This is a genomic window from Paraburkholderia caffeinilytica, assembly GCF_046030355.1.
Taxonomy (GTDB): domain Bacteria; phylum Pseudomonadota; class Gammaproteobacteria; order Burkholderiales; family Burkholderiaceae; genus Paraburkholderia; species Paraburkholderia caffeinilytica_B.
The window spans coordinates 172,747-198,271 of sequence record NZ_JAQQCQ010000009.1 but is presented as its reverse complement, the minus strand read 5'-3'; the positions used below and the strand labels follow the sequence as shown (position 1 = coordinate 198,271).

The 25,525-nt window shown below is 63.7% G+C and carries 22 protein-coding genes and 1 tRNA gene; 8 read left to right on the top strand and 15 right to left on the bottom strand.

Annotated features, from left to right (window positions below):
• Positions 1–7: 7 nt before the first annotated feature.
• The 13 genes from PQQ95_RS16285 to PQQ95_RS16225 all read right to left on the bottom strand — a co-directional run bounded on the left by PQQ95_RS16285 (position 8) and on the right by PQQ95_RS16225 (position 14,026).
• On the bottom strand, positions 8–1,201 hold the full coding sequence (locus PQQ95_RS16285; protein WP_408438401.1) for a beta-ketoacyl-[acyl-carrier-protein] synthase family protein: 1,194 nt from the start codon (positions 1,199–1,201) through the stop codon (positions 8–10).
• The gene (locus tag PQQ95_RS16280) at positions 1,198–3,660 is read right to left on the bottom strand and encodes an MMPL family transporter (RefSeq protein WP_408438400.1); all 2,463 of its coding nucleotides are present in this window, start codon (positions 3,658–3,660) and stop codon (positions 1,198–1,200) included. The genes PQQ95_RS16285 and PQQ95_RS16280 overlap by 4 nt, the downstream gene beginning before the upstream one ends.
• On the bottom strand, positions 3,660–4,349 hold the full coding sequence (locus PQQ95_RS16275; protein ID WP_408438399.1) for a LolA family protein: 690 nt from the start codon (positions 4,347–4,349) through the stop codon (positions 3,660–3,662). The genes PQQ95_RS16280 and PQQ95_RS16275 overlap by 1 nt, the downstream gene beginning before the upstream one ends.
• The gene (locus PQQ95_RS16270) at positions 4,337–4,768 is read right to left on the bottom strand and encodes an acyl-CoA thioesterase (RefSeq protein WP_408438398.1); all 432 of its coding nucleotides are present in this window, start codon (positions 4,766–4,768) and stop codon (positions 4,337–4,339) included. Before PQQ95_RS16270 ends, PQQ95_RS16275 begins: the two co-directional genes overlap by 13 nt.
• Entirely contained in the window at positions 4,765–6,372 is a 1,608-nt protein-coding gene (locus PQQ95_RS16265) for an HAL/PAL/TAL family ammonia-lyase (protein WP_408438397.1), read from the bottom strand. The genes PQQ95_RS16270 and PQQ95_RS16265 overlap by 4 nt, the downstream gene beginning before the upstream one ends.
• Entirely contained in the window at positions 6,359–8,146 is a 1,788-nt protein-coding gene (locus PQQ95_RS16260; RefSeq protein WP_408438457.1) for a glycosyltransferase family 2 protein, read from the bottom strand. Before PQQ95_RS16260 ends, PQQ95_RS16265 begins: the two co-directional genes overlap by 14 nt.
• Positions 8,146–9,858: an ApeI family dehydratase gene (locus PQQ95_RS16255; protein ID WP_408438396.1), complete on the bottom strand. Its 1,713-nt coding sequence runs from the start codon at positions 9,856–9,858 to the stop codon at positions 8,146–8,148. The genes PQQ95_RS16260 and PQQ95_RS16255 overlap by 1 nt, the downstream gene beginning before the upstream one ends.
• Entirely contained in the window at positions 9,855–10,517 is a 663-nt protein-coding gene (locus PQQ95_RS16250; protein ID WP_408438395.1) for a COG4648 family protein, read from the bottom strand. Before PQQ95_RS16250 ends, PQQ95_RS16255 begins: the two co-directional genes overlap by 4 nt.
• Positions 10,517–10,768: an acyl carrier protein gene (locus PQQ95_RS16245; RefSeq protein WP_020069032.1), complete on the bottom strand. Its 252-nt coding sequence runs from the start codon at positions 10,766–10,768 to the stop codon at positions 10,517–10,519. The genes PQQ95_RS16250 and PQQ95_RS16245 overlap by 1 nt, the downstream gene beginning before the upstream one ends.
• 2 nt (positions 10,769–10,770) lie before the next feature.
• On the bottom strand, positions 10,771–11,070 hold the full coding sequence (locus tag PQQ95_RS16240; RefSeq protein ID WP_408438394.1) for a phosphopantetheine-binding protein: 300 nt from the start codon (positions 11,068–11,070) through the stop codon (positions 10,771–10,773).
• Positions 11,045–11,839, bottom strand: a complete 795-nt coding sequence (locus PQQ95_RS16235; protein WP_408438393.1) for a lysophospholipid acyltransferase family protein — start codon at positions 11,837–11,839, stop codon at positions 11,045–11,047. Before PQQ95_RS16235 ends, PQQ95_RS16240 begins: the two co-directional genes overlap by 26 nt.
• Positions 11,823–12,590 (bottom strand): beta-ketoacyl synthase chain length factor, encoded by a 768-nt coding sequence (locus tag PQQ95_RS16230; protein WP_408438392.1) that lies wholly within the window; start codon positions 12,588–12,590, stop codon positions 11,823–11,825. The genes PQQ95_RS16235 and PQQ95_RS16230 overlap by 17 nt, the downstream gene beginning before the upstream one ends.
• A 737-nt stretch (positions 12,591–13,327) precedes the next feature.
• Entirely contained in the window at positions 13,328–14,026 is a 699-nt protein-coding gene (locus PQQ95_RS16225; protein WP_408438391.1) for a DUF4136 domain-containing protein, read from the bottom strand.
• A gap of 215 nt (positions 14,027–14,241) precedes the next feature.
• On the opposite strand from PQQ95_RS16225, the gene pepN reads away from it, so the two are divergent.
• The 5 genes from pepN (at position 14,242) to PQQ95_RS16200 (ending at position 19,158) form a co-directional block, all read left to right on the top strand.
• Positions 14,242–16,938 (top strand): aminopeptidase N, encoded by a 2,697-nt coding sequence (pepN, locus tag PQQ95_RS16220; protein WP_408438390.1) that lies wholly within the window; start codon positions 14,242–14,244, stop codon positions 16,936–16,938.
• Positions 16,939–17,134: 196 nt separating this feature from the next.
• Positions 17,135–17,416: a type II toxin-antitoxin system RelE/ParE family toxin gene (locus PQQ95_RS16215; protein WP_408438389.1), complete on the top strand. Its 282-nt coding sequence runs from the start codon at positions 17,135–17,137 to the stop codon at positions 17,414–17,416.
• 16 nt (positions 17,417–17,432) lie between these two features.
• Positions 17,433–17,888, top strand: coding sequence for a HigA family addiction module antitoxin (locus PQQ95_RS16210; RefSeq protein WP_408438388.1), 456 nt, complete (start codon positions 17,433–17,435; stop codon positions 17,886–17,888).
• Positions 17,889–18,010: 122 nt separating this feature from the next.
• Positions 18,011–19,027: a class 1 fructose-bisphosphatase gene (locus tag PQQ95_RS16205; RefSeq protein ID WP_054037301.1), complete on the top strand. Its 1,017-nt coding sequence runs from the start codon at positions 18,011–18,013 to the stop codon at positions 19,025–19,027.
• 55 nt (positions 19,028–19,082) lie between these two features.
• Positions 19,083–19,158: transfer RNA gene (locus PQQ95_RS16200), tRNA-Thr, on the top strand.
• A gap of 234 nt (positions 19,159–19,392) precedes the next feature.
• On the opposite strand, the gene PQQ95_RS16195 is transcribed toward PQQ95_RS16200, so the two are convergent.
• The gene (locus PQQ95_RS16195) at positions 19,393–19,593 is read right to left on the bottom strand and encodes a hypothetical protein (protein WP_408438387.1); all 201 of its coding nucleotides are present in this window, start codon (positions 19,591–19,593) and stop codon (positions 19,393–19,395) included.
• Positions 19,594–19,955: 362 nt separating this feature from the next.
• Between PQQ95_RS16195 and PQQ95_RS16190 the strand changes: the two genes are divergently transcribed.
• Positions 19,956–22,631 (top strand): ATP-binding cassette domain-containing protein, encoded by a 2,676-nt coding sequence (locus PQQ95_RS16190; protein WP_408438386.1) that lies wholly within the window; start codon positions 19,956–19,958, stop codon positions 22,629–22,631.
• 21 nt (positions 22,632–22,652) lie between these two features.
• On the opposite strand, the gene PQQ95_RS16185 is transcribed toward PQQ95_RS16190, so the two are convergent.
• Complete coding sequence (locus PQQ95_RS16185) at positions 22,653–23,564, bottom strand: LysR family transcriptional regulator (protein WP_408438385.1); 912 nt, start codon at positions 23,562–23,564, stop codon at positions 22,653–22,655.
• Between the two features lie 128 nt (positions 23,565–23,692).
• Between PQQ95_RS16185 and PQQ95_RS16180 the strand changes: the two genes are divergently transcribed.
• Both PQQ95_RS16180 and PQQ95_RS16175 read left to right on the top strand, forming a co-directional pair.
• Positions 23,693–24,808 (top strand): aldo/keto reductase, encoded by a 1,116-nt coding sequence (locus PQQ95_RS16180; protein ID WP_408438384.1) that lies wholly within the window; start codon positions 23,693–23,695, stop codon positions 24,806–24,808.
• Positions 24,809–25,318: 510 nt separating this feature from the next.
• Positions 25,319–25,468, top strand: a complete 150-nt coding sequence (locus PQQ95_RS16175; RefSeq protein ID WP_028200145.1) for a hypothetical protein — start codon at positions 25,319–25,321, stop codon at positions 25,466–25,468.
• Positions 25,469–25,525: the final 57 nt, after the last annotated feature.

Sequence of the window (25,525 nt, the reverse complement as noted above, 5' to 3'; positions counted from 1 at the left end):
CGCGTCACTATCCGAGGATCAGGCTGACATTGCTGCCGCCGAACGCAAAAGAATTGCTCATCACGTACTGCGCTCCGGCGCCGCGCGGCAGAAAGCGTTCACTTTCGACCAGGTCCAGCACCGGCAAAGCGGGATCGGCCTCCCCGTCCCACAGATGACGCGGCAGCGGCACGGGTTGCGACTCATGCGCGCGCGCCAGCGTCAGCCATGCGAAGGCGAGTTCGGTCGCGCCCGCCGCGCCGAGCTGGTGCCCTGTCAGCGGCTTGGTGCCGCTCGTCGCCACGCCGTTGGGGAAGACACGCGCCATCAGCTTCGCTTCCATGTCGTCGTTCTTGCGCGTGGCGGTGGCATGCAGATTCACATAGCCGATTGCCGACGATGCGACGCCCGCATCGGCCAACGCTGCCTGTAACGCAAGTTCACCGCCCACTCCATGAGGATCCGGCGAGGAAATATGATGCGCGTCGCTCGATTCGCCGACGCCCGCGAGTCGCACGGCAGCCTCTTCGCGGCTCATCAGGAACACCGCGGCGCCTTCGCCGACATTGATCCCGCAGCGATTGCGGCTCATCGGATTGGTGCGCACGCCGCTGGTCGATTCGAGCGAGGCGAAACCCTGCACCGTCAGCTCGCACAGCGAATCGACGCCGCCCACCACCACCGCGTCGCACAGTCGCAATTGCAGCAGCCGGCGCGCCGACGCAAAAGCCTTCGCGCTCGAGGTGCAAGCGGTCGAGATCGTAAACGCCGGGCCCTGCACGCCGAGCACGGCGGCGGCAAACGGCGCGGCGGTACCGATTTCCATCTGCCGGTAATTGAAATTGGCGGGCAGGTCGCCCGCTTGCGCCTGATAGACGAACGCGGCTTCGGCCGCTTCGATACCCGACGTGCTGGTGCCGAGCACCACGCCGATCCGATGCGCGCCGTAACGTTCGCGCGCCGCGTCGACGGCAGGCGCGATCTGCATCAGCGCAGCCAGCAGCAAGCGGTTATTGCGGCAGTCGTACCGTGCGAGTCCGGCGGGCGGCGCCAGATCGAGCGGCGTCAGCACGCTGCCGACAAATGCTTCGCCAATGCCCGTATGGGCGTTCGCCATACCGGGTGCGTGACCGGCGGCAAGCGCCGGGACGATGGCCTCGAGGTCGCCGCCGAGCGCATTGATCATGCCGAGCGCGTGCAAATAAACAGATGGCGCCTTCATGCGGCCCTCCCTGATTCCGATGGCATGCCGATCGGCGCGAGCAGCACCGAAACCGCAATGCCGAGCGCGAGCGTAGCGCCGAAACTCTTCAGCGCGGGCATTGCACTCATACCGAGCATGCCGAACGACAGCAGCGTGGTAGCCGCCGACAGCAGCACGCCGGTCCACACCGCGCCGAGATCGGCGTCCGCGCGCAAGCAGCCTTCGCGCAGAAACACCGCATAGTTTGCGCCCACGCCGAGCACGAGCATCAGCGCGAGCCAGTTGAAAAGATTGAGCGGCACGTGAACGTAGCCGAACACAGCGAGCGTGACGCCGACCGCGAGCGACACGGGGAGCGTGACGGCGATGCCGCCGCGCAGGCGGTAGCGCAGCATCAGCAGAACGAGCACGAGCGCGAGCGCACCGCCGAGCCACCAGCCGCTATCCACCCGATACGCACCGAACAGCTTCGACACGCTCGCCGCCTTGTCGACGAATACCACGCCGGGCAGCGCCCGCGCGATGGCGATCAACGCGGGTTCGTTCTGCGGCGTCACGCCTTGTGGAATGACGACTGCCGCATACGCCCGGGTAACCGAATCGACTTCGCCCAGCCACAGGTGCCTGTACGGTTGCGACCACGGGGTGGCGAGCCACATGTCGACGGTGAGCGGCGGCTGCGGTTTCGCATACGTGGCGAGCCAGGCATCGGCGACTTCGTCTTTAAAGCCCGCCTGCAGCAGCGTCGAGCGCAACGCCGTCGGGTCGTTAAATACGCGCTGCGCGAGCAACGCACGGTCTTCGTTTTGCTGTTTCGCAGACGGCACGAATTGCGCCACCGATTGATAGCTGCCAACCTTATTCGCAGTACCGTTCAACCCATCGAGCTTCGCGCCCAGCACTTCGGCGCGTTGCAAGACGATTTCCGGCGTCCCGCCGCGCACCACAAAGAACTGCGCACTGTTATCGACCCCCACCGCCGCGCGCACCTTGTCTTCCTGCGCGACCAGCGAAGGATCACGCTGGATCAGCAGATGAATATCGTCGTCGCTCGTCAGACGCAACCAGCCGGGAATCGCCACGATCAGCAACAGCGCCGCGACGAACCACGCGCGCTTGCCGCCGATCGCGCGATGCCAGACCGCCAGCACACGCGCCGCGCCGGCAAACACGCGCTGCGGGCTGCGCTTCGGCGGGTGCGTGAGCAGCGCGGGCAACAACCCCAGCACGGAGGCATACGCCGTCACAATGCCCGCAATCGCGAAGCACGCAATCTGCTTGAGCGCGGGGAATGGCACCCACGTGAGAATCGCGTAGCCGAGCAGACTGGTGGCAAGCGCAACCGTCAGGGCCGGACGGACGGCACGCGCGCCGCGGCGCGAATCCCAATCGCGCCCCGCGCCGAGATAGACCACGAAGTACTGAATCGAATAATCGACCGCTTCGCCGATCAGGCTCGCGCCGAACACCAGCGTCAGCAGATGCAATTGGCCGAACACGAGCATCGTCACCGCGAGCGCACAAACAATGCCGAGCGCCGTCGAAACGAAACCGAGCAGCAACAGACGCGGCGAGCGGAACACCCACATCATCAGCAACGCAATCCCACACAGCGACGCGACGCCGATCAGGTGCACCTCGTGTTCCGACGCGCTGCGTGCCGACTCCGCATAGAACACCGCACCGGTCCTCGCCACCGACACGTCGGGAAACGCCTGTTTTAAGGCACGCTCGCTTTGCGCGAGCGCGGCGAGCACGGCGCGCTGCGTCTTCGATTCGTAGGCCGAGCCCGGCAGCGTCGCGACAATCAGCACGCTGGTTGCGGTGCCGCGATGCGACACCAGCATGTTGTCTTCGAGTTCGAGATTCGACGTGGCGAGCGGCAAAGCGCCGAGCCAGTGTTCGAGCCAGCCGAACGGATCGTCGGCGAGCGGCGTGGTCAGGCCGCCGCGCAATGGGCTGTAGATACGCTGCGCGAGTGCTTCCCTCAAACGCCCCATTCCCCCATTCCCCACGAGGACTTCCTTCGGGGTGTCGGGCAGCGTAGGGTTTGCAGCATCGCTCTGCGCGAGCGCCGCGCGGTCAACAGGCGCCAGCAACCCGAACCGATACGGCATATACAACGCAGCAATCTGCGACAGATCGAACGGCGGCAACTCCGCCGTCACCGAGCCGAACGCCCCGCTCTTCTGCAACGATGCGCCGAGTTGTTTCGCTGCCGCTTTCGCATGCGCGTCATCGTTGCTGGTGACCAGGAACACGGTGCGGTCGCCCAGCGCGCTCGCCAGCGTATCGACCGCCTTTTCGGCGACTGGATCCGCTTCGGTAGCGGGCAGCAATGCCAGCAGATTGGTCTGCAGCGGCGACGGTCCCGCGAAACGCCAGCCGCAATACAGCGCGGCAGCGAGCGCGAGCAGCAGCCACGCGGCGCGCATGCCCCACGCCTGTTTCGCGGACCGCTGTTGCAGCACCTGCATTACGGCGCTCCGAGCAAACTGCGCTCAGCCGGCGTCGGCTCGGTCACCGCCGCACTTTTCGCAAAATCGAGCCGGGTGACATCGCCGTTAGCGAGCGTGATGCGCAAGCTTTGGAGATAGTCGCCGCCGTTCATCTGCAAGCCCTTGATCGACTGCGCGATCTGCGGCTGGTTCGGCGTGAGTTGCATGCGCCACTGCGCGGCGCTGCCTTCGGCCTGCACGTCGAATTGCGAGTACAGCGCCGACAGATCGCCGCCGAGCATCGCGCGCATCATCTTCGAAACCTGCGCCACACCACGCGTGCCCTGGGCACTGTGAGCCGTCACGCGCCGGCCGTTGGCGTCGACTTCAGCGACGCCCGCGTCGGTAATCACGTAGGTGGCTTTGTACGGTGTGTCGATCTGCCAGATCACGCCACGATCGCGGAAGAACAACAGCGAACCCGTGCTGACGAGCGGCTGCTTCATCGCGGCGAGCGTTTGCGTTTGCGTGAATTGCGCGCGCACGCCCTTGGCCTGTGCGAGATGAGAGGCGATCTGCGAGACGAGCGCCGGGTTACCGGCGGACTGCGTGGATTCTGCCGCGGACGCCATCGCCGGCCATACTGCGAAGCTTGATAGCGATACGCTCAGCGTGCCTAGCGCGAGCAATCCGCTCGCCGCCGCCCCGCGCAAGTTCATCGTCCCCATACACGCTCCAGCTTTTCGAATACGACGGGCGGGGATACGAACTGCAATTCCTGCGTCGCGGCATCGACCGCGACCTGGATCGTATAGCCCTTCGTCAATCGCGTACCGGACGCGCAATCGACGATTTCATAGCCTATTTTCAGGCGGTTTTCGTGTTCGAGCAGTTGTGTGCGCACTTCGAGCGCCTGGCCGTAGGTGGCTGGACGCACATACTTCAGATGCGCCTCGACGATGGGCCACAGGTAACCCGAGGCCTGCATCTCGCGGTAGTCATAGTCGAAGGCGCGCAGGAGCGCCGCGCGGCCGATCTCGAAGTACTTCAGGTAGTGGCCGTGCCAGCACACGTTCATCGCGTCGACGTCGTGAAACGGCACTTCGACCATCGCGCTCGCTGTCAGCACTTTAGGGGAGCCGGTCATGCGTTCGGGCCTCCGCGATAGTCGTGCAACAGATCGCAGGCGGCGATGCGCGCGGTCAGCGCACGCAGGTCGCTTTCCAGCGCACGGTCTTCGTCGACGAACGGCGACTGCGCCGTCACGCTATCGATGAAGGCTTGCAGCGGCGCGGGAACCGGCGTGGTGTTGTCGATCTTCAAGCGCAGGCGCGCGGCCTGCACCGTCGCCAGCGTATGCGCGGCAGCGACCTGTTCGGTCAACTCCAGCACGCGCAAACAGTCGCGCGCGGCGATCGTGCCCATGCTGACCTTGTCCTGATTGTGCGCCTCGGTCGAACGCGAGAACACGCTCGCGGGCATCGTGTTCTTCAACGCTTCGGCCGTCCATGCTGACGACGAAATCTGCACGGCCTTGAAGCCGTGGTTGATCGCGGCGCGCGCAGGAGCCGCACCCGACAGATTGCGCGGCAAGCCGTTGTTGAAATTCACGTCGACCAGCAGCGCCAACTGCCGGTCCATCAGATCGGCGAGATTGGCGACCGCGACCTTCAGCGAGTCCATCGCGAACGCTATGTGGCCGCCGTAGAAGTTGCCGCCATGGAGCACGCGCTCGTTGTCGGGATCGATCAACGGATTGTCGTTCGCGCTGTTCAGTTCGTTCTCGACGTCGCGGCGCACCCACGACAAGGCATCGCGCGCAACGCCGATCACGTGCGGCGCACAGCGAATCGAATAACGGTCCTGCAGACGATGCCCCGGCGTATCGTCGCGTCCGGTCAGATCGTCGCGAATCCATGCCGCGGCTTCGGCCTGGCCTGCGTGCGGTTTCACTTCGAACAGCATCGCGTCGAAGTGCGCGGCGCGGCCGTCGAGCGCAACAGTGGAGAGCGCGGTGAGACGTGCGGTGAGACGCGTCAGATGATCGGCGCGCGCAAACGCGAGACAGGCGAGGCCCGTCATCACCGCGGTGCCGTTCATCAGCGCGAGGCCTTCTTTCGGCGCGAGCGTCAGTGGCTCGTGACCCAGTTCGGTCCACACCGCACGCACGTCGCGCAGGGTGCCTTCGAACATCACGTCGCGTTCGCCTGCAAGCGCGGCGGCCACATAGGAGAGCGGCGTCAGATCGCCGCTTGCGCCGACTGAGCCTTCCGACGGAATGCGCGGCAACACGCGATGATTGATCAGATCGGCAAGGCGTTCGAGCAACACCGGGCGCACGCCGGAGAAACCGTACGCCAGCGAGTTGAGCCGCGCGGCGATCACGGCGAGCGTTTGCGCGTCGTCGAGATGCTGGCCCATTCCGCAACCGTGGTAACGGGTCAGTTGCAAGGGCAACGCTTCGACGAGCTCCATCGGCACGTCGACCACGCACGCGTCGCCATAGCCGGTGTTGACGCCGTACACGGTCGCGCCTGCCGCCAGATGCCGGCGCAGAAAATCCGCGCCGCGCTGAATGCGCGCGCGCCACGCCGGATCGGCGCTCAACGCAACCGGCGCGCGATGCTGCGCAATGGCGACGACCTCTTCGATCGTCAGCTTGCGGCCGCCGATCGTCACCGCCGCCGCGTTGGCGCGCATGTTCTCGTTTGCGCTGACGCCCGGCGTCCCGATCAGATCATGTTCGGCCATGTGTGCCTCGCTTGGGGCTGGCCCAGAAATCGAAGAAATTGAACCATTGATAAGGTGCCTTGCGGCAATAGTGTTCGAGGCGCGCGGCGTAACGCTGCGCCCACGCGGCAAGATGCTGTGCGCGTTCGCGGCGCGGCAACTCGATGCGCTCGGCGAACGGTTCGAAATACAGACGATAGCCGTCGCGCTCTTTCAGACAGAAGAACAGATAGACCGGGCAGCCCAATGCATGCGCCAGCACGTAGGGGCCCTGTGCAAACGGGGCGGTCGAGCCAAGGAATTGCGCTTCGGTCGTGCGGCCCGCTTCGTGTGCCGGCACGCGATCGCCGACGATCACCAGCAGCTCGCCCGCATCCACGCGCTCCTGCATCATCATCGCGGTCTCGGGCCCGAAATCGCTGACTTCGAGCAGATGCCGCGCGAACTGGCTATTCGCCGACGCCAGCACGCTATTGAAGCGCCGCGCGTGTTCGGTGTAGACCACGGCGGTGACTTTCGCGTAGGCGCCTTGTGCGGCGAGCGCGCGGGTCATTTCCAGATTGCCGAGATGCGCGCCGATCACGAGCGCACCTTTGCCGCTTGCAACCAGTGCTTCGAATGCCGATGGGTCTTCGAATTTGACATCGGCGTTATTGACACGGCCGGACCATGCCGCGAGCTTGTCGAAGCCTGATTGCGCGAACGCCAGCATGTGGCGATAGGCGGACAGCCAGCCGGGACGCGGCGTATCGCCATGCGGCGCGGCCTCGCCAAGACGCGTGAAGTAGTTGCTCGACGCCTCACGCGCGGCGCGGCCCGTCAGCAGAAAATACGCGACGATCGGATGCAGCCAGAGCGCGGTGAAACGGCGGCCAAACACTTTGCAACTGAGCGCGAGCAAGGACATGCCCAGATGGCTGCCGCGTTCGGCGATTCGCCACCAGTCCTGCGGGTTCTGTTCGGGCGGTTCCGCGTGCCGACCTGGTTCGCTCAGGTTGCTCGCCTTACCCGGTTCGTCCTGCTTGATCGCCTCATTTGCGATCGCCGGGCGGCGTGGCATCACTTTGTGTGCGAGCAGCATCGGCAGGCGCCACAGCATGCCGAACACGAGGCGCGTATGACTGCGGCTGATGCGCACGTTGTCCCACAGCACGTCGAAATGCGAGACGCCATCGGTTGCATAGGTGACACGCGTCGGAATCGAGCGGAACGCGGCGCGCCGCCAATGCAGACGCACGAGAATTTCGATGTCGAAGTCCATGCGGGTCGGCAGTTGCACGCTGTCGATCAGTTCGCAGGCCAGCGCAAGCGGATAGAGGCGGAAGCCACACATCGAATCGCGAATCGTCAGCGAGAGCGTTTCGATCCACACCCACACGTGCGTCAGATAGCGGCCGTAGAGACGCGATTTCGGCACGCTTTCGTCATAGACCGGGCGGCCGAGAATCACGGCGCCCGGTTCGGCAAGCGCCGCTTCGATGAAACGCGGCACGTCCGTCGCGTCGTGCTGGCCGTCGGCATCGATCTGCAATGCGTGGGTGTAACCTGCGGCGCGCGCGGCACGCAGTCCCGCCATCACGGCAGCGCCCTTGCCACCGTTGACCGGCAAACGCAGCAGCGTGAGCTGCCCTGCGTAGTGTTGCGCGAGCGCGGTGAGCACCTGCTGGGTCGCCTCATCGCTGCCGTCGTCGACGACAAAGATCGGCAAGCCGTGCACCGCGAGATGGGCAACGGTCGCGCCGATCGCGTCCTTGTGGTTGTAAATCGGAATGACGATGCAAGGAGCGAAGCGCATCATGCAGGCTCCCGATACACGATCACGCCCGATGCGCATTCACGCCCGCTCAGCCGGTACGCGAACTGCACGCGGCCACGCGCGGCGTCGTGGGCGAGCGTGAGATTCAGCACTGCGCCCGGCGGCACCGGCGCCATGAACTTGAGACGGTCGACCGATACCAGCTCGCGCACGACAGGCACGTGTTCGGCCGCCAGACGCATCGCCCAATGCACCTGAACGACGCCAGGCAGGATCGGCAGGCCGGGAAAGTGGCCGGCGAAATGGACGAGTGTTGGCGGCACGCGCAGTTCGTAGTGCAAGGTGTCGGCACTACGCGCTTCGGCGAGCACTTCCACACCGTCCGCGCGCGGCTCGAACGCCGCCGCGACGGCCGCCACTGGTAGTTTGCCGCGCGCATCGAACGGCAAGGTGAGGCGAAAACGCCAATGGCGCGGCAGCACCACGACGTCGAAATATTCAGCGAGATGCCGGCGCAGGGTTTTCGCGAGTAGCACGCGGCCTTCGTCGCGCAATGCCTCGCAGCCGGCTTCGGTCAACGCCACGACGGCGCCGACGCGCTCGCGCGACGCGCCTTCCAGCGGCACGATCGCCGCTTGCGCGACATACGGATGCAGCGCGAGACGCGCTTCGAGTTCCGGCAGCGACACACGCTTGCCGTCGAGCTTAAGCACGCGATCGAGGCGGCCTTGCAGACGGAAGCGGCCGTCGGCGTCGAACGCGATCTTGTCGTCCGTGCGATGCCAGCCGGTGTGATCGAGATGCGGCGAGCGGACATTCAGCGCGCCGTCTTCGTCGCGGCGCACTTCAGTGCCGATGACCGGCTGCCAGGCATCGGTCTGATCCTGACGGCGCCACGCGATGCCACCGGTTTCCGTACTGCCGTAGATTTCCAGCGGCGCCGCGCCATAAGCGGCGGCGTATTCCTGCGCGGCTTCCAGGGCAAGCGGGCCGCCCGAAGAAAAGAATGCGCGCGGCGCGGGGGTCAACGCGGCAAAACCCGGCAACGCGGGCCAACGCGACAATTGCGCGGGCGTAGAGACGACCGCCGTCGCGCCGCATTGCTCGATCTGTTTTTGCAGATGCAAAGGCTCGATGCTAATCGCGCGGTCGAACGCCCGGCCCGCTGCAAGCGGCCACAACAGGCGAAACAGCAAGCCGTAAATGTGATGATGCGGCACGCTCGCGAGCATCGTCGCGTCGCCGAACAACGCGCCCCATTGCTTTTCGAGCGTGTGCACTTCTGCGTTGAATTGCGCGAGAGTCTTGCGGATCGGCTTGGGGGTTCCGCTGCTGCCGGAGGTGTAGAGCGTCAACGGCGCTTGCGGATCGATCGTGTATGAAGCGCCTGGCGTGGGTGCGGCAGCGGCGTGAACGCCGGTGTCCCGCTCGCCGTGCGGCAAGTCGGCGTCGGTCAGCACGGCGTCGTAGGCATCGGCCAGATCGGCGAGATAGCCCGGCGTCGCATTGGCGGGAATCACCGGCTCTTTGCCGCACGCGAACAATGCAAACAGCGTGCAGGCAAAATCGAACGGATCGTCGATACACAACGCGTAGCGGTGCGCGTCCTGCGTTTGCATCAGCGTGACCAGCGCCGAGACGCGGGCGCGAAACGCTGTGCGGTCGAGCACCGTCGCGCCATCGCGGCATACCGGCGCATTCACGACAGCGCCCTCATGGCCCGCCGACAACAGATCATGCAACGCGATCATGCCGCCTCCGAACGCGCGGCTCGCGGCAGCACCACCAGATAACGCCAGATAACCTCGGCCACCAGCAGCACGCCGATCAACCCATAAGCGATCGCGCCGTTATAGAGCGACCAGCTCGCGCGGCTCCAGTAGAGCGCCGTATAAGCGGAGAACGCGCCGTTCAGCGCGAAGAATACGCACCACACCTGGGTCACGCGCCACGTATGGCGCACCGCGCCCGGCGACAGATCCGGATTGCCCAGCCGCGCGAATTTTTCGATCATCGACGGCCCGCGCACGAGCGTCGCACCGAACGCAATCAACAGGCCCAGATTGACGAGCGACGGATAGAGGCGCAACAGCAGCTCGCTGTTGGTGAACACGATCGCCGCCGAGGCGCAGCTCAGCAAGCCGACCACGGCCCAGTCGATCGAGGAGAGCCGGCGCAGCGAGGTCGCGACCGGACCGCTGCCGGCCCAGCGTTGCAGCCACAGAATCGCAAACAGCATGCAGCCGACATAGCGTGGCGTGTCCCAGCGCCAGGCACACAGAATCAACGCGGGATACGCGAGTTTCAGCAGGACTTGCACCACCGTTTTGGCCCAGTGGCGCTCAGTGCCGGGCGACGCCTCGGCGGGCTGGCTCGCCGCCGCTTGCATTCGCGAGCGCACGGATGGCATCAGCCTTGTGCCGCCAGCAGGGATTCGACCGCGCCGATCACATCGCCGACCGTGCGCACCGACTTGAATTCTTCCGGCTTGATGCGGCGGCCGGTCATTTCCTGCAGCTTGATCGCGAGGTCGACGGCATCGATGCTATCGAGATCGAGGTCTTCGAAGAGATGCGCGTCGGGCGTGACGCGCTCCGGCTCGATCGCGAAGTTCTCTTTGAAGATGGCGCGGATGCGTTCAAGAATCTCTGCCTCGGACACGATTAATCCCCTTTTCTTGTGGTTTCGTTCACAGCATGCGCCGTTTCGCGTTGACTCGCGACCAGCGCGGCCAGCGTGCTGATCGAGCGGAAGTGTTCGCGGGTGCGTTCGTCGTTCGCGGCGATGGTCAGTTGGTAGTGTTTGCGCAGCACGATACCGATCTCGAGCGCGTCGATCGAGTCGAGACCGATGCCGTCGGTATCGAACAACGGGGCGTCGTCGTCGATATCTGCTGGGCTCAGGTCTTCCAGATCGAGGGCCTCGATCAGAAGCTGTTTAATTTCCAGTTTTAAAGAATCCATAATCGAACAGGTGCTGAGTAATGTGAGCTTCGATGGCGCTGGTCACGCTGCGCGCCGCGAGAGACGGTGAGGTGTCGTGGTCCGCGAGCTGCTCGACGCCAAGCGGCTCGAGCACGTTCACGCGTATCCGGAAAGCTCGCGCCGGCACGTCGTACCAGCGCATCTGCTTGGTGAACGCCGGTGGATCGCAATCCATCAGCACCGGCACGATCGGCGCGCCGACCTTCAACGCCATATGCGCGAACCCGCGTGAAAATGCGTGCAGCCGGTTCGGCGCGGGGCTGCGCGTGCCCTCGGGAAAAATAATCATCGTGTAGCCCGCTGCCAGCTGCCGCGCGCCGGCTTCGACGAGTTCCGAGGGGTCGGCGTTGCTCACATATTCCGCCGAGCGCACGATCCCCCAGAAACACGGGTTGCCCCAGTGCGCGTTTTTCACCACGCAACAGGCGCGCGGCGTGAGCGACAACAACACCATCACGTCCAGATACGTCGGGTGATTGGCGACCACGATCGCCGGACCGCCGGCGCGCAATCTCTGTACGCCCGATACCTCGAGCTCCATGACGCCGATGCGCTGCAACACCGCGACCAGCGCACGGAAAAACCAGTGAATCACGGTCGTCACCGCGCGTTGACGCGACGCCCGATGCGGCCACAGCCACGCCAGCGGGAACACCAGCACCGAAAACAACACGCCGCAGATGCCGAACACCACGAAAGCCATGCCCGTCGCGCAGAACCGCCAAACGTAATCAAACCGCGCGTTCATGCCACCTCCAATGCCAGGCAGCGCCGGCGCCTTGCCACACGGCGGGATTGCCCGTTTCCAGACAGTGCTGCAAAGCCTGGCTCTGGGTCGCAAAGCTTTCTTCTGCGGTTGCTTCCGCAGTTGCCTTCGCGGTTGCCTCGATCCCCGCGTCTGCGTAATTCGCCTCACTCGCGGCCGCCGTTGTCTCCGGCTCACCCGCGCCCGACAACGTGCAGACCAACTGCCCCGCCGCCGCTTCGCCGTTCAGCAGGATCGCGATCGCGCCGCCCTGCACTTCGTCTTCGATCGTGCCGTACGCGGGATCGGCCGGTTCGTCAGCGTATACCAGCAATACCGGTGCCTCGGGCTGCGTTACGTATTGCGCGTACGCTTCCAGCAATGCGTAGCCGAGCGTCTCGGCGCCGGCGGAGATCGCGCTGGCAGCAGAACGGTCGCCGCGCGCGATGCCGAACACGCCCGTCATGGCGTTCAGCACCGACAGGCTGAACGCCGTCGGCGAGACCGGCTCGCCCGCACTGATGGCGCGCAAGATGTCCGTGGTGCGCCGCAATTCGCCATGGCGTGAAGCAAATACGACCCTGACCTCGTCTTGCGCCACGCAGTCGTGCGCGACCTTCAGGGCGATTCTGGACAGCGTGCTCAGGCGACGCCGCACGATCGGCTCGATAAAGCCGATGTCGGGTGCGGCAGATGCGGCAGCAGGCCAGCTAGACCAGCGAGCGACCGGAATGGTCCAGTGCAGATCGGGCATATCGGTGTTCGCGCGTAGAAGCGAGGAGAGGCTGAGGGCGCCTGACGGAATACGCAGCCGTCACAGCGTATGCGCGCCGCGCGGAACGACAATCTCCAGCCGGGGGGTCAATCCAATCTTCTTATATAGGTTCAGCGATTTAACGGCACTTGGCCCCGATTATTTAGGCGCCTTGGCCAATTAGTCTGATGGATTGACTCAGGCTCCCTATGGTCGCCGGAATCATACTGAATATTCTGGATTAAATCAGCCACAAAAGACGTATCCATCTGTATCCGTATCGCGGGTGCGACGGATTCCTGGACAAGGTCAAAATGCACGCCTGGCGGCCCTCACGTACTCGCGAGCAGCCCGCAAAGCCGCTTGCAGCGAGCTTCGGGGCCCAGATGGGCTCTGTCGCGCCCATAAATAGACACGAATACTTTCATTTTACTTTCTGGATAAGTGTTTCGTTTCGGAACACTTCAATGCTGCGAATCCTATCTGCTGCGTTGTGCACGGCGCATCGATTGAATCTCGCGCGGCCACTTACTGATTGATGCTTACCGCCAGGACATTTTTCCCCTGCGGCGGTAGCGCCATCGCGCTGTCGGCCAAACGCATGTATGGCGCGGATACAAAGCAAAACGGCCCGGCAGGATGACCCGCCGGACCGTTTTTGTTGCGCTGCAGCGTATGCCCTCGCCGCGTTGGCGCAACGCTTATCGCACAACCTGCCGCCGGACCCGTCGTAGGACTTATTGCACGACCTTCGCGCCCGGCGCCGCAGCCGGCGCGGCCGCAGGCGGGGCACCCGTCGCCGCGACTTCGTTCGTGACCCCGCCGTTCTTGTCGACGGGAAGCTTCACGGTATGGACCACGCCGTTGCCGAGCGGGAAGTCAGCCAGCGCGCTGCGCGCCAGATACGGCATGGCCCTCACCAACGACGACTCCTCGTCCGAGTTGCGCGCCGTCACGTTATAGACCTCCTTGCCGCTGGCGCGCTCGGTGATCCGCACGCCGAGCAGATGCGTGAAGATCGGGTAGCTCTGGTTCACGTACGCGGTCGGAAACGCGCCCCATGGGCCCCACGGATCGAACGCCCGGCCCCAGTAAGGCGCCGGCCAGGGGTTGTAATACACCGGCTGCGCGACCGTCACCATGTCCGAGCGAATCCCGTACGACAGCCCGACCAGATAACGCGCCTGGGACGTGTCGACCTGACGGAACGCATGCGCGGCAAGTTCGTTGCCGACGAAGCGCTCGTAGGTGGTGAGTTCGAGATTGTTCTGCTGATCCGCCGCCCGCGTGAAGGCATAGGTGCGGGTGGCGTCATTGCCGCTCCAGTCGGAGAACGCCGTGACCTGGGAGGTCACGTAGCTCGTGCAGCCGGACAGCAGCACCGTCAGCGTAGCCAGCAGCAGCGTGGCGCGGCGGGTCCATCGATCGAATTTCATGGTCTACCTCGTGATGCAGTTGTCGCCATTCTTGAGCGGGTGGGCTCATGCGCACACCGTGCTGCGCAGAGCGGCCCCGATAATACGCTGACCAGGCGAATCGGTAAAAAGTTCGAGCCGCACGATCCGCCGAGCCTTTGTACAATGGCTCGACAAGCCCGGCTCGCGCGCCATAAGCACGCTTGACGGCTCGAGTCCCATCACTACAGAACGCCATGGCCGATACCGCAACGCCCAATGTGATCCGCCGCGCCGATTACGCGCCGCCCGCCTTCCTGATCGACACCCTCGCACTGGAGTTCGATCTGGTCCCCGAACGCACCGTCGTCAGGAACACGATGCGGGTGCGCCGCAATCCGGACGCGTCCCACGCCGCGAATTTCGAACTGATGGGCGAGCAACTCGAGTTCGTCAGCGCGACGATCGACGGCGCCCCGTTCGCCCATGCGCATGCGCACGAGCATGGCCTCACGCTCGCCAGCGTGCCGGATAACTTCGAGCTTACGCTCACCAGCATCTGCAATCCGGCGGAAAACACCACGCTGTCGGGTCTGTATGTGTCGGGCGGCAACTTCTTCACCCAGTGCGAGGCCGAGGGTTTTCGCCGCATCACCTATTTCCTCGACCGCCCGGATGTAATGGCGACTTTCACGGTCACGCTGCGCGCCAGCAAGGCCGACTATCCCGTGCTGCTGTCGAACGGCAATCTGCTCGAGGAAGGCGATCTGCCGGACGGCCGCCATTTCGCCCGCTGGGAAGATCCGTTCAGGAAGCCGAGCTATCTGTTCGCGCTGGTCGCGGGCAAGCTGGTCGCGCTCGAAGAACGCGTGAAGAGCGGTTCGGGCAAGGAAAAGCTGCTGCAGGTGTGGGTCGAACCGCACGATCTGGATAAAACCCGCCACGCCATGGATTCACTGATCAACTCGATCCGCTGGGACGAGGCGCGCTTCGGGCTGGAGCTGGATCTGGACCGCTTCATGATCGTCGCCGTGAGCGACTTCAACATGGGCGCAATGGAGAACAAGGGGCTCAACATCTTCAACACGAAATACGTGCTGGCGAACCCCGAAACGGCCACAGACACCGACTTCGCGAACATCGAGGCGGTAGTCGGCCATGAGTACTTCCACAACTGGACAGGCAACCGCGTAACGTGCCGCGACTGGTTCCAGTTGAGCCTGAAAGAAGGCCTGACGGTGTTCCGCGATCAGGAGTTCTCGGCCGACATGGCGGGCGGTGCGACCGATGAAGCCGCGCGCGCCACCAAACGCATCGAGGACGTGCGCGTGCTGCGCCAGATGCAGTTCGCCGAAGACGCGGGTCCGATGGCGCATCCGGTGCGCCCGGAAAGCTATGTCGAAATCAACAACTTCTACACGATGACGGTCTACGAAAAAGGCTCCGAAGTCGTGCGAATGTATCAGACGCTGTTCGGCCGCGACGGCTTCCGCAAGGGTATGGACCTGTACTTCAAGCGTCACGATGGCCAGGCCGTGACCTGCGACGACTTCCGTCACGCACTCGCTGACGCGAACGGCCGAGATCTCGCGCAGTTCGAGCGCTGGTACAGCCAGGCCGGCACGCCGCGCGTGTCCGTGCGCACGAAGTACGACGCCGCGCAACAGCGCTATAGCGTGACGCTCACGCAAGGTTATGGCGATGCCGCGCCCGCCGCGCGTGAAACGCAAAAAGGTCCGCTGCTGATTCCGTTCGCGATCGGCTTGATCGGCAAGGACGGCCACGATCTGCCCTTGCAACTGGAAGGCGAGGCCGGAGTGTCGGACTCCACCACGCGCGTGCTGGAATTCACGCAGACCGAACAGACCTTCACGTTCGTCAACGTCGCGCAGGAACCGCTGCCCTCGCTGCTGCGCAATTTCTCGGCGCCGGTGGTCGTCGAATACGATTACTCGGCCGAGCAGCTCGCCTTCCTGCTCGCGCACGACAGCGATCCGTTCAACCGCTGGGAAGCCGGTCAACGACTCGCCACGCGCGAGCTGCTGACGCTCGCCGGGCGCGCCGCCACGGGCGTGCCGCTGCAACTCGACGACTCGGTGGTCGCCGCGTTCGCCCGCGTGCTGACCGACGAAACGCTCTCGCCCTCGTTCCGCGAGCTGGCGTTGATGCTGCCGTCGGAAGCGTATCTGGCTGAACAGATGACCGAATCGAATCCGGCCGCGGTCCATGCCGCACGGCAGTTCGTGCGCAAGCGCCTCGCGAATGCGCTCAGGAAGGACTGGCTCGCCGTGTACGAAAAGCACCGCACGCCGGGCGCCTATGAAGCAACGCCGGAGGCTTCCGGCCATCGTGCGTTGAAGAATCTTGCGCTGTCGTATCTCGCGGAACTGGACGATCCGGCCGAAGCCGTGCGTCTCGCCTCGGCGCAATACGACGCCGCCAACAATATGACTGACCGCTCGGCAGCGCTCTCGGCATTGCTCAATGCGTCGGCGGCGAATGGCGGCAGCGTCGAGGCGCAGCAGGCACTGGACGACTTCTACCAGCGCTTCGAAAAAGAACCGCTCGTCATCGACAAGTGGTTTGCCTTGCAAGCCACGCAACGCGGCAGCGCGCAGCGTCCGGTGATCGAGATCGTGCGCAAGCTGATGGCGCACCCGGCGTTCAACCTGAAGAACCCGAACCGGGCGCGCTCGCTGATTTTCAGCTTCTGTGCGGCGAACCCCGCGCAGTTCCACGCCGAAGACGGCTCGGGCTACGCGTTCTGGGCCGACCAGGTGATCGCGCTCGACGCCATCAATCCGCAAGTGGCCGCCCGCCTCGCCCGCTCGCTGGAACTGTGGCGCCGCTTTACGCCGACACTGCGTGACGGTATGCGCGCGGCGCTGGAGAAAGTGGCGTCGCAGGTGAAGTCGCGCGACGTGCGCGAGATCGTGGAGAAGGCGTTGGCATGACGATCGTCTGACAGCGCTTTTTGCAGCGAAAAGCCGGCACGTGTTGCCGGCTTTTTTTCGTCCTGAATTTCGCGATGGGGCGGTAGGCGAACCTCAACGTTAGCCGTTTGGACGACTATTCGTATCCGCTCGGCGGGGTGAAAGTAAACGCATTCATTTAACGGTTTACGTTTAACGCAACGCGTTATATCATCCCATGATCACGACATTCGGCGACAAGGCTACGGCAGCAATCTTTCAGGGCAAGTTCGTGCATTCACTGCCGCTTTACATGCAGGCGCTCGCACGCCGCAAGCTGCTCATGATCGACGCAGCTGAATCCATCCGCAACCTGCACGCGCCGCCGGGCAACCGGCTCGAAGCCTTGCAAGGCCTGCGCAGCGGGCAGTGGAGTATTCGCATCAACGCCCAGTGGCGCATCTGTTTTCATTTTGTCGACGGGGAGGCGCTGAATGTCGAAATTGTCGACTATCACTGATTATTGGGAGACCGGCATGGTCATCAAACGCTCCGATCTGGAGAGCATCGATTTCTCCGACATCGACGCAGGAGAAAGCATCCCGGAGATTCACCCGGGTGAGATTCTGCGCAGCGAGTTCCTCGAGCCGCTCGGCATGTCCGTCAACGCGCTCGCCCTTGCCCTGCGCGTACCGGCGCCGCGCATCAACGACATCGTGCGGGGCAAACGCGCCATCTCGGCCGACACTGCGCTGCGGCTCGAACGCTACTTTGGCGCGAGCGCGCAGTTCTGGCTGAATCTGCAGATCGCCTACGACCTGCGCGTCGCCACTGCGGCCGTCGGCGAGCAGATCGCACGCGAGATCGAGCCGATGCCGAAGGCGAACCGGCCCAAAATGCCGAAGGTCCCGGCCGAACACACCCGTGCCGCGGCGCTTGCCACCCACGTGGCCGGCCATGTCACGGCGATCAAGACTCGCCGCAAAGCCTGAGTTTCACGGGCCTTCACAGCGCCTGGCAACACGGACGCACGCGCTCGCATCTCAAAAGCGCGGAACCGACACAGCGAGCGGTTAAAATCGAGACATTCCCCAAGCCTTCCCGGAGTACAGCAATGGCTTTGCAACGTCGTACCACTCTCACGAAGTACCTGATCGAACAGCAGCGCGAAACCAACAACCTGCCGGCCGACCTGCGCCTTTTGATCGAAGTTGTCGCGCGCGCGTGCAAGGCGATCAGCTACCACGTCAGCAAGGGCGCGCTGGGCGACGCGCTCGGCACGGCGGGCAGCGAGAATGTCCAGGGCGAAGTACAGAAGAAACTCGACATCCTGTCGAACGAAATCCTGCTCGAAGCGAATGAATGGGGCGGCAACCTGGCGGGTATGGCGTCCGAGGAAATGGAGCAGTTCTTCCCGATCCCCGCCAACTATCCGAAGGGCGAATACCTGCTGGTGTTCGATCCGCTCGACGGCTCGTCGAACATCGACGTCAATGTGTCGATCGGCACGATCTTCTCGGTGCTGCGCTGCCCGGACGGCCAGCAGCCCACCGAACAATCGTTCCTGCAGCCCGGCACGCAGCAAGTCGCGGCAGGTTATGCGGTGTACGGCCCGCAAACCGTGCTGGTGCTGACCACCGGCAACGGCGTGAACTGCTTCACGCTGGATCGGGAGCTGGGCTCGTGGGTGCTCACGCAAAGTGATATGCGCATTCCGGTCGAAACACGTGAATACGCGATTAACGCGTCGAACGAGCGTCACTGGTATCCGCCGGTCGAGAAATACATCGGCGAGTTGAAGGACGGCAAGGACGGTTCGCGTCAGAGCGACTTCAATATGCGCTGGATCGCATCGATGGTGGCCGACGTCCACCGTATCCTGAACCGCGGCGGCATCTTTATGTACCCGGCCGACAAGCGCACGCCGGACAAGCCGGGCAAGCTCCGCCTGATGTACGAAGCGAACCCGATGGCGTTCATCGTCGAGCAGGCGGGCGGCGCCGCGACCAACGGCGAGAAGCGGATTCTGGATATTCAGCCGAAAAGTCTGCACGAACGCGTGGCGGTGTTCCTCGGCTCGAAGAACGAAGTCGACCGCGTCACGCGCTACCATCTCGAAACAAAAAAGTGATTGCGGGGGCTTGCCAAGTTCCTAAAGAAGTCCCTATAATCTCGTTTCTCCTGATGCCGGAATAGCTCAGATGGTAGAGCAGCGCATTCGTAATGCGAAGGTCGGGGGTTCGATTCCTCTTTCCGGCACCACAAGATTCAAGCAAAAAGCCCAGTCCTCGTGACTGGGCTTTTTGCTTTATGCCAATGCGTTCTGCGTTTTTTGTGCGGCATCTTCCCCCGATTTCCGCTTTCTCCCGCGCCAGCTTCCTGACGTCCGCCGAGATTCAACCTGGTGGTTGACTTAGGTCAACGCTGACGTGAACTTCGGCCAACGTGGCTGCTGCTTCAATCCACCGTCACAATAATCAGCGGCAGAGCGCCCCTTCAGCCGCCAAAATCCAATCGATCGCTTCGCGCGGTCACGCCGAGATTGCGAACGACGACCGCATCTTCAACAATCACGTTCCCGGCCGGTTTCCTGCCATATGCCAATACGGCTTCCTGCGGCGCCGACGAAAACCACAAAATCCGACCCGCGCACTCGATACCGACCTGACGTCCTTTCCAGTAGACAGCGTTTTCCATGGCGAACTCTCTGCAGGGCGAAGACAGTTATCTTCCGCGCCAGACCCGGCGCGTCCGTTAGCCACCGCACCGTACGCGGCGGATAGCTGCTGTTAATGATAGGCGGCCCGCGCGTTGACCGGCTTGTCAGCCGATGTCAGCGTTCTGGCGCAACGCGGCAACAGCTCGACCCGAGCGGAAACATTACGCGGATTCAACGTTTCCGCCGTGCTTCGGCTACGCTGCTGGATAACACTGCAGTCTGGACTCGTACACGGCCCTTACCCCGCCGGAAACCATCCTCACTTCGCCGGGCATATTCCGTGCAACCTCATAAGCGTTCGCCCGGCCAACCAGGCTGCCACGCTTCCCTATCAATCGACATGGACACCATCCGCAACAAGCCCCGCTCGCTCGCCACCTCCGCCGATGCGCCCGCTCCGGCCGGCTTCGTCCGCGTACGCGGCGCTCGCGAGCACAATCTTAAAAACATCGACGTGCAGATTCCGCGCGATGCACTGGTCGTGTTCACCGGCGTTTCCGGTTCGGGCAAATCGTCGCTGGCGTTCGGCACGCTCTACGCCGAGGCGCAGCGGCGCTACTTCGAATCGGTCGCACCGTATGCGCGACGACTGATCGACCAGGTCGGCGTGCCAGAAGTCGACGCGATCGAAGGTCTGCCGCCTGCCGTCGCGTTGCAGCAGCAGCGCGGCACGCCGAGCGCACGCTCTTCGGTAGGCAGCGTAACGACGCTGTCCAGCCTCGTGCGCATGCTGTACTCGCGCACCGGCGACTACCCGCCGAAACAGCCGATGTTGTTCGCAGAAGATTTCTCGCCGAACACGGTGCAAGGCGCTTGCCCTACGTGTCACGGGCTCGGCCGCGTGTACGAAGTCACCGAGAAATCGATGGTGCCGGACGACTCGCTGACCATCCGCGAGCGTGCGGTCGCCGCATGGCCGCCCGCGTGGCACGGACAGAATCTGCGCGACATCCTGGTGACAATGGGCTACGACGTCGATACACCATGGCGCGACTTGCCCAAGAAAGACCGCGACTGGATTCTCTTCACCGACGAACAGCCGACTGTGCCCGTCTACGCCGGTCTGACACCGAAGGAAACCCGCGCCGCACTCAAACGCGAAGCCGAGCCCAGTTACATGGGCACCTTCACCGGCGCGCGCCGTTACGTGCTGCACACTTTCGCGAACACCCAAAGCGCCTTGATGAAAAAGCGCGTGTCGCGGTACATGGTCGGCAGCGTCTGTCCGACTTGCCACGGCAAACGACTCAAGAAAGAAGCGCTCTCGGTGAAGTTCGCCGGTCTCGATATCGGCGAATTTGCGCAGTTGCCGCTCGCCAGGCTCGCGGCCATTCTCGAGCCGATCGCGCGAGGTGAATGGCCCGATGCAGCGACAGGCGCCGACTGCAAAGGCAGCGTGCTTAGCAGGAATGCGATGCGCGACGCCGTCGGCAAGCGTGTCGCCGCGGGCGGCTCGGCGCACAAAGCCTCGCCCGACGTGCGACGCACGCCGAATCTCTCCGAGGAGAAGCGGGTTGCCGCGCAGCGCATTTCAGCTGAACTGCTCGAGCGTCTGACCACACTGATCGATCTCGGCCTGGGTTACCTCGCGCTGGAACGCAGCACGCCGACGCTGTCGTCAGGCGAACTGCAGCGCTTGAGGCTGGCCACGCAGTTGTCGTCGCAACTGTTTGGCGTCGTGTACGTGCTCGACGAACCGTCGGCCGGCCTGCACCCTGCCGATGGCGAGGCGCTCTTCAGCGCACTGCAAGGGCTGAAGGCAGCGGGCAATTCGCTATTCGTGGTCGAGCATGATCTGCAGATGATGCGGCGCGCCGACTGGCTGGTCGACGTGGGTCCCGCAGCCGGCGAAGCTGGCGGTCATGTGGTCTACAGTGGACCGCCCGCGGGACTCGCCAAGGTCGAAGCGTCGCAAACGCGCCGGTATCTGTTCGCGCCCCCGGCGCCCGTCGACCGCACGCCGCGCTCGCCTGCCGGCTGGCTGAAACTTGCCAATCTCACGCGCAACAATTTGCACGGGTTGGACGTCGCGTTCCCGCTCGGCTGCTTTACGACCGTCACCGGCGTGTCTGGCTCCGGCAAATCGAGCCTCGTAAGCCAGGCCCTGCCGGAACTGATCGCAAGCCGCCTGGGACGGATCATCGAAAGTCCGGACGATGACGAACAGGACCCGCTGCTCGCCACCGAGACGATGCCGAATAGCGGCCACATCGCCGATGGTATGGACACGCTGCGCCGGCTAGTGCGCGTCGACCAGAAACCGATCGGACGCACACCGCGCTCGAATCTCGCCACCTACACGGGCCTGTTCGATCACGTGCGCAAGCTGTTCGCCGACACGCCACTCGCCCGTAAGCGGCGCTACGGTGCGGGCCGCTTCTCGTTCAACGTCGCGCAAGGCCGCTGCCCGACATGCGAGGGCGAAGGCTTTGTGAGCGTCGAGCTGCTGTTTCTGCCGAGCGTCTATGCGCCCTGCTCGACCTGCCACGGCACCCGCTACAACACCCAGACACTAGACATCACGTGGCGCGATAAAAACATCGCCGAGGTGCTCGACCTGACCGTCGACGCCGCCTGCGATTTATTCGCCGACGAGACAAGCGTGATGCGCGCGCTGAAAGTGTTGCGCGACATCGGCCTCGGCTATTTGCGGCTCGGCCAGCCGGCCACCGAGCTGTCGGGCGGCGAAGCCCAACGTATCAAACTCGCCACCGAACTGCAGCGAGCGCAGCGCGGCGACACGCTGTACATCCTCGACGAGCCGACCACCGGGCTGCATCCCGCCGACGTCGACCGGCTGATGGTGCAACTACAGGGACTCGTCGATGCGGGCAATACGGTGGTGGTGGTCGAGCACGACATGCGGGTCGCCGCGCAAAGCGACTGGATCATCGACGTCGGCCCGGGCGCGGGCGACGCCGGCGGCACGATCGTGGCAAGCGGCACGCCGGCTGAAGTTGCGCGCACCACGGAGAGCCGCACGGCCGCCTATCTGAAGCAACGGCTCGCGGCCTGAAGCTGGAGCTACGCGCGAGCGCTACAGGACTTCGCGCTTCTCCCGCAGAAAATCAATCAGCGCGCGCAACTTGAACGGCATCTGAGCGCGGCTCGCCGTGTACAGATAAAAGCCCGGAAAGCTCGGACACCACGCATCCAGCACGCGGATCAGGTGGCCGTCTTCGAGTTGCCTGTTCACGTAGTCGTCGATCACGTGGAGAAGACCCACGCCCTGCTCCGCGGCCCGCACCATCGTGTACAGATCGTTGGTGACGAGACTCCCGCGCGTCTCGACTTCAAACACACGCGCCGGATCGTCTGGCGACGCGAACTCCCATCGATAGATGCCGCCGCTAGTCGAGAAGCGGTAGCGCAGGCAATCGTGAGCGGCGAGATCGGCTGGCGTCGCCGGCGCTGGATAGCGCTCGAAGTAGGCCGGCGAGCCGGCAACGACAATCCGGATTTCGCCGCCCAAAGGCACCGCCACCATGTCCTGCGCGACCCGTTCGCCAAGCCGGATACCCGCGTCGAAGCCTTCGCCGACTACATCGGCGAAACCATCGTCGAGCGTCAGGTCGAGGCGGATCTGCGGATAGCGGCGCGTGAACTCGGCCAGATGCGGCAGCACCAGCAACTCGCTCGCAACCCTCGGCAAATTGATGCGCAGCGTGCCGGCCGGCTGATCGCGGGTTTCATCGAGCGCCTCGAAGGCCGCCTCCAACTCGCCCAGCGCAGGCAGCACACGCGCGAGAAACTGCGCGCCAGCCTCCGTCAGTGCAACGCGCCGGGTGGTCCGGTTGAACAGGCGCACATTCAACTGAGTTTCCAGCGAACGGATGCTTTGCGACAGCGCCGACGCCGTCACCCCGGTTTCAGCGGCCGCGTGCGTGAAGCTGCCGTGCCGCGCCACGCACGCGAACGCCATGAGCGCCGGCAACTGGGCTGGGTCCATCACGGCCTCCATTATTAAGTCAGACTTCACAATCCTTGCAGATGAGCGGCATTTTTCCAAGGAAAGAATCGGCGCACGATTGCGCCATCGATTCAATTCTCTTCGTCTAACCGCTCAAGGAGACTGACATGACGATGGACCGCTACACCCTGCTCGGCCGCTCAGGCCTTCGCGTGAGCCCGATCGCCCTCGGCACGATGACCTTCGGTACTGAATGGGGCTGGGGCGCCGACGAACAAGCGGCGCAACGTCTGTTCGATCTGTACGTGGACGCCGGCGGCAACTTCATCGACACCGCCGACCTGTACACCGAAGGCACCAGCGAGAGATGGCTCGGCAAATTCGTCGCGTCGCGCGGTCTGCGCGAGCGGATCGTCATCGCCACCAAATACGGCTACAACGCCGAGACCGGTAATCCGAACGCCGGCGGCAACCATCGCAAGAATCTGCTGCGTGCGCTCGACGGCTCGCTCAAACGTCTGGGCACCGACTACATCGACCTGTATTACCTGCACACATGGGACCGCGTCACGCCGGTGGACGAAGTGATGCGTGCAATGGACGACGCCGTGCGCGCGGGCAAGATCCGCTACGTCGGCCTGTCGGATACGCCCGCGTGGTTCGCCGGGCGGGCGCAAACGCTCGCCGACTGGCGCGGCTTCGAGCCGGTCGCGGCGATGCAGCTCGAATACTCGATGATCGAGCGCAACACCGAAAACGAGTTCGCCGATCTCGCCGCCAATCTGGGCATGGGGCTCGTGCCCTGGAGTCCGCTGGGTATGGGCGTGCTGTCGGGCAAATACCGTCCTTCGCAAGGCGGAGCGGCACGCGCTGTTTCCGACGACGGACGCCTTGCGAGCGTAGCCAGCGCGCCGCCGCCGGGATTCGACAAGCTAACCGAGCGCAACTTTCGCATCGTCGCGGAACTGGAGGCCGTTGCGAATCTGGCGGGGCGGCCGATGGCGCAAGTCGCGCTGAACTGGCTGCATCAGAAGCGCGGCGTGTCGAGCATCATTGTGGGCGCGACCCGGCCGGAGCAGTTGCAGGAGTCACTCGGCGCGCTGGATTTCACGCTCGCGCCGGAATTGATCGCACGGCTCGACGCCGTCTCGGAACCTGCCCGTCCATTCCCGTACTACATGTTCGCTGACGGCCATCAGGCGCGGATTCATGGCCAGGTCGAAGTCGCCGACAAGCCTGCGGCTTACTCTGCTCCCGTGACAATTCCCGCACCGAACGCATAAGAATCGTCCACTTCGAGCGCCGCGCTTCGTTCAGAACGCGGCGCCTTTTTATTTGCAAAAAATATTCAGAAAAGTATTCCCGCTCGTCAACGAAGTCACGCAATCGTTCGTTTACAAACAATTAGAGGGGCGGAATGAACGCGCTGACCAATCGGTAATTAACGAACGTTCGGACTAACGCGGAGAAAATCCTCCCGATGCGGCAGTGCACAAAAATCGTTCTGATTCCTGCATATCGACAGAAATGAACAGACGATGCTGTGATGCAGCAGAGATAATGCCTGGAAGGCTTGCGGGGCAAGGCTGGGAACGGAACGGCGCAGATATCGGACTGTTTTTGATTCGCGGCGGCAAATTCAGTCGCGCGTAGTCAACCGATAAATTCTATTCAAACATTCCGTTCCAATGTCGGGCTGTACCGTTAAAGCAACACATAACATGTGAGCCGCATCAGACACTGGTGCAAAACGGGGACCGAGGCAGATAATCGGTTTGTAAAGGAGAAAGATCATGGATGCCAAACCACCGAAGATTCCGACCCCGGATAAAGTTTTTAGCCCGGATCCGGAACCCGCTGGCGTCGAGTTTCTGGGTGCCGAACTGCCTGAGCACGTTCGCGCATTTTTCGACGAACAACGTAAGTCGTGCGACTCGAAGTAACGGTGCAGTGGCGCGATGCAGCATCGCCGTCCGCGTGTCCGGCGCGCGGCGAAGGTT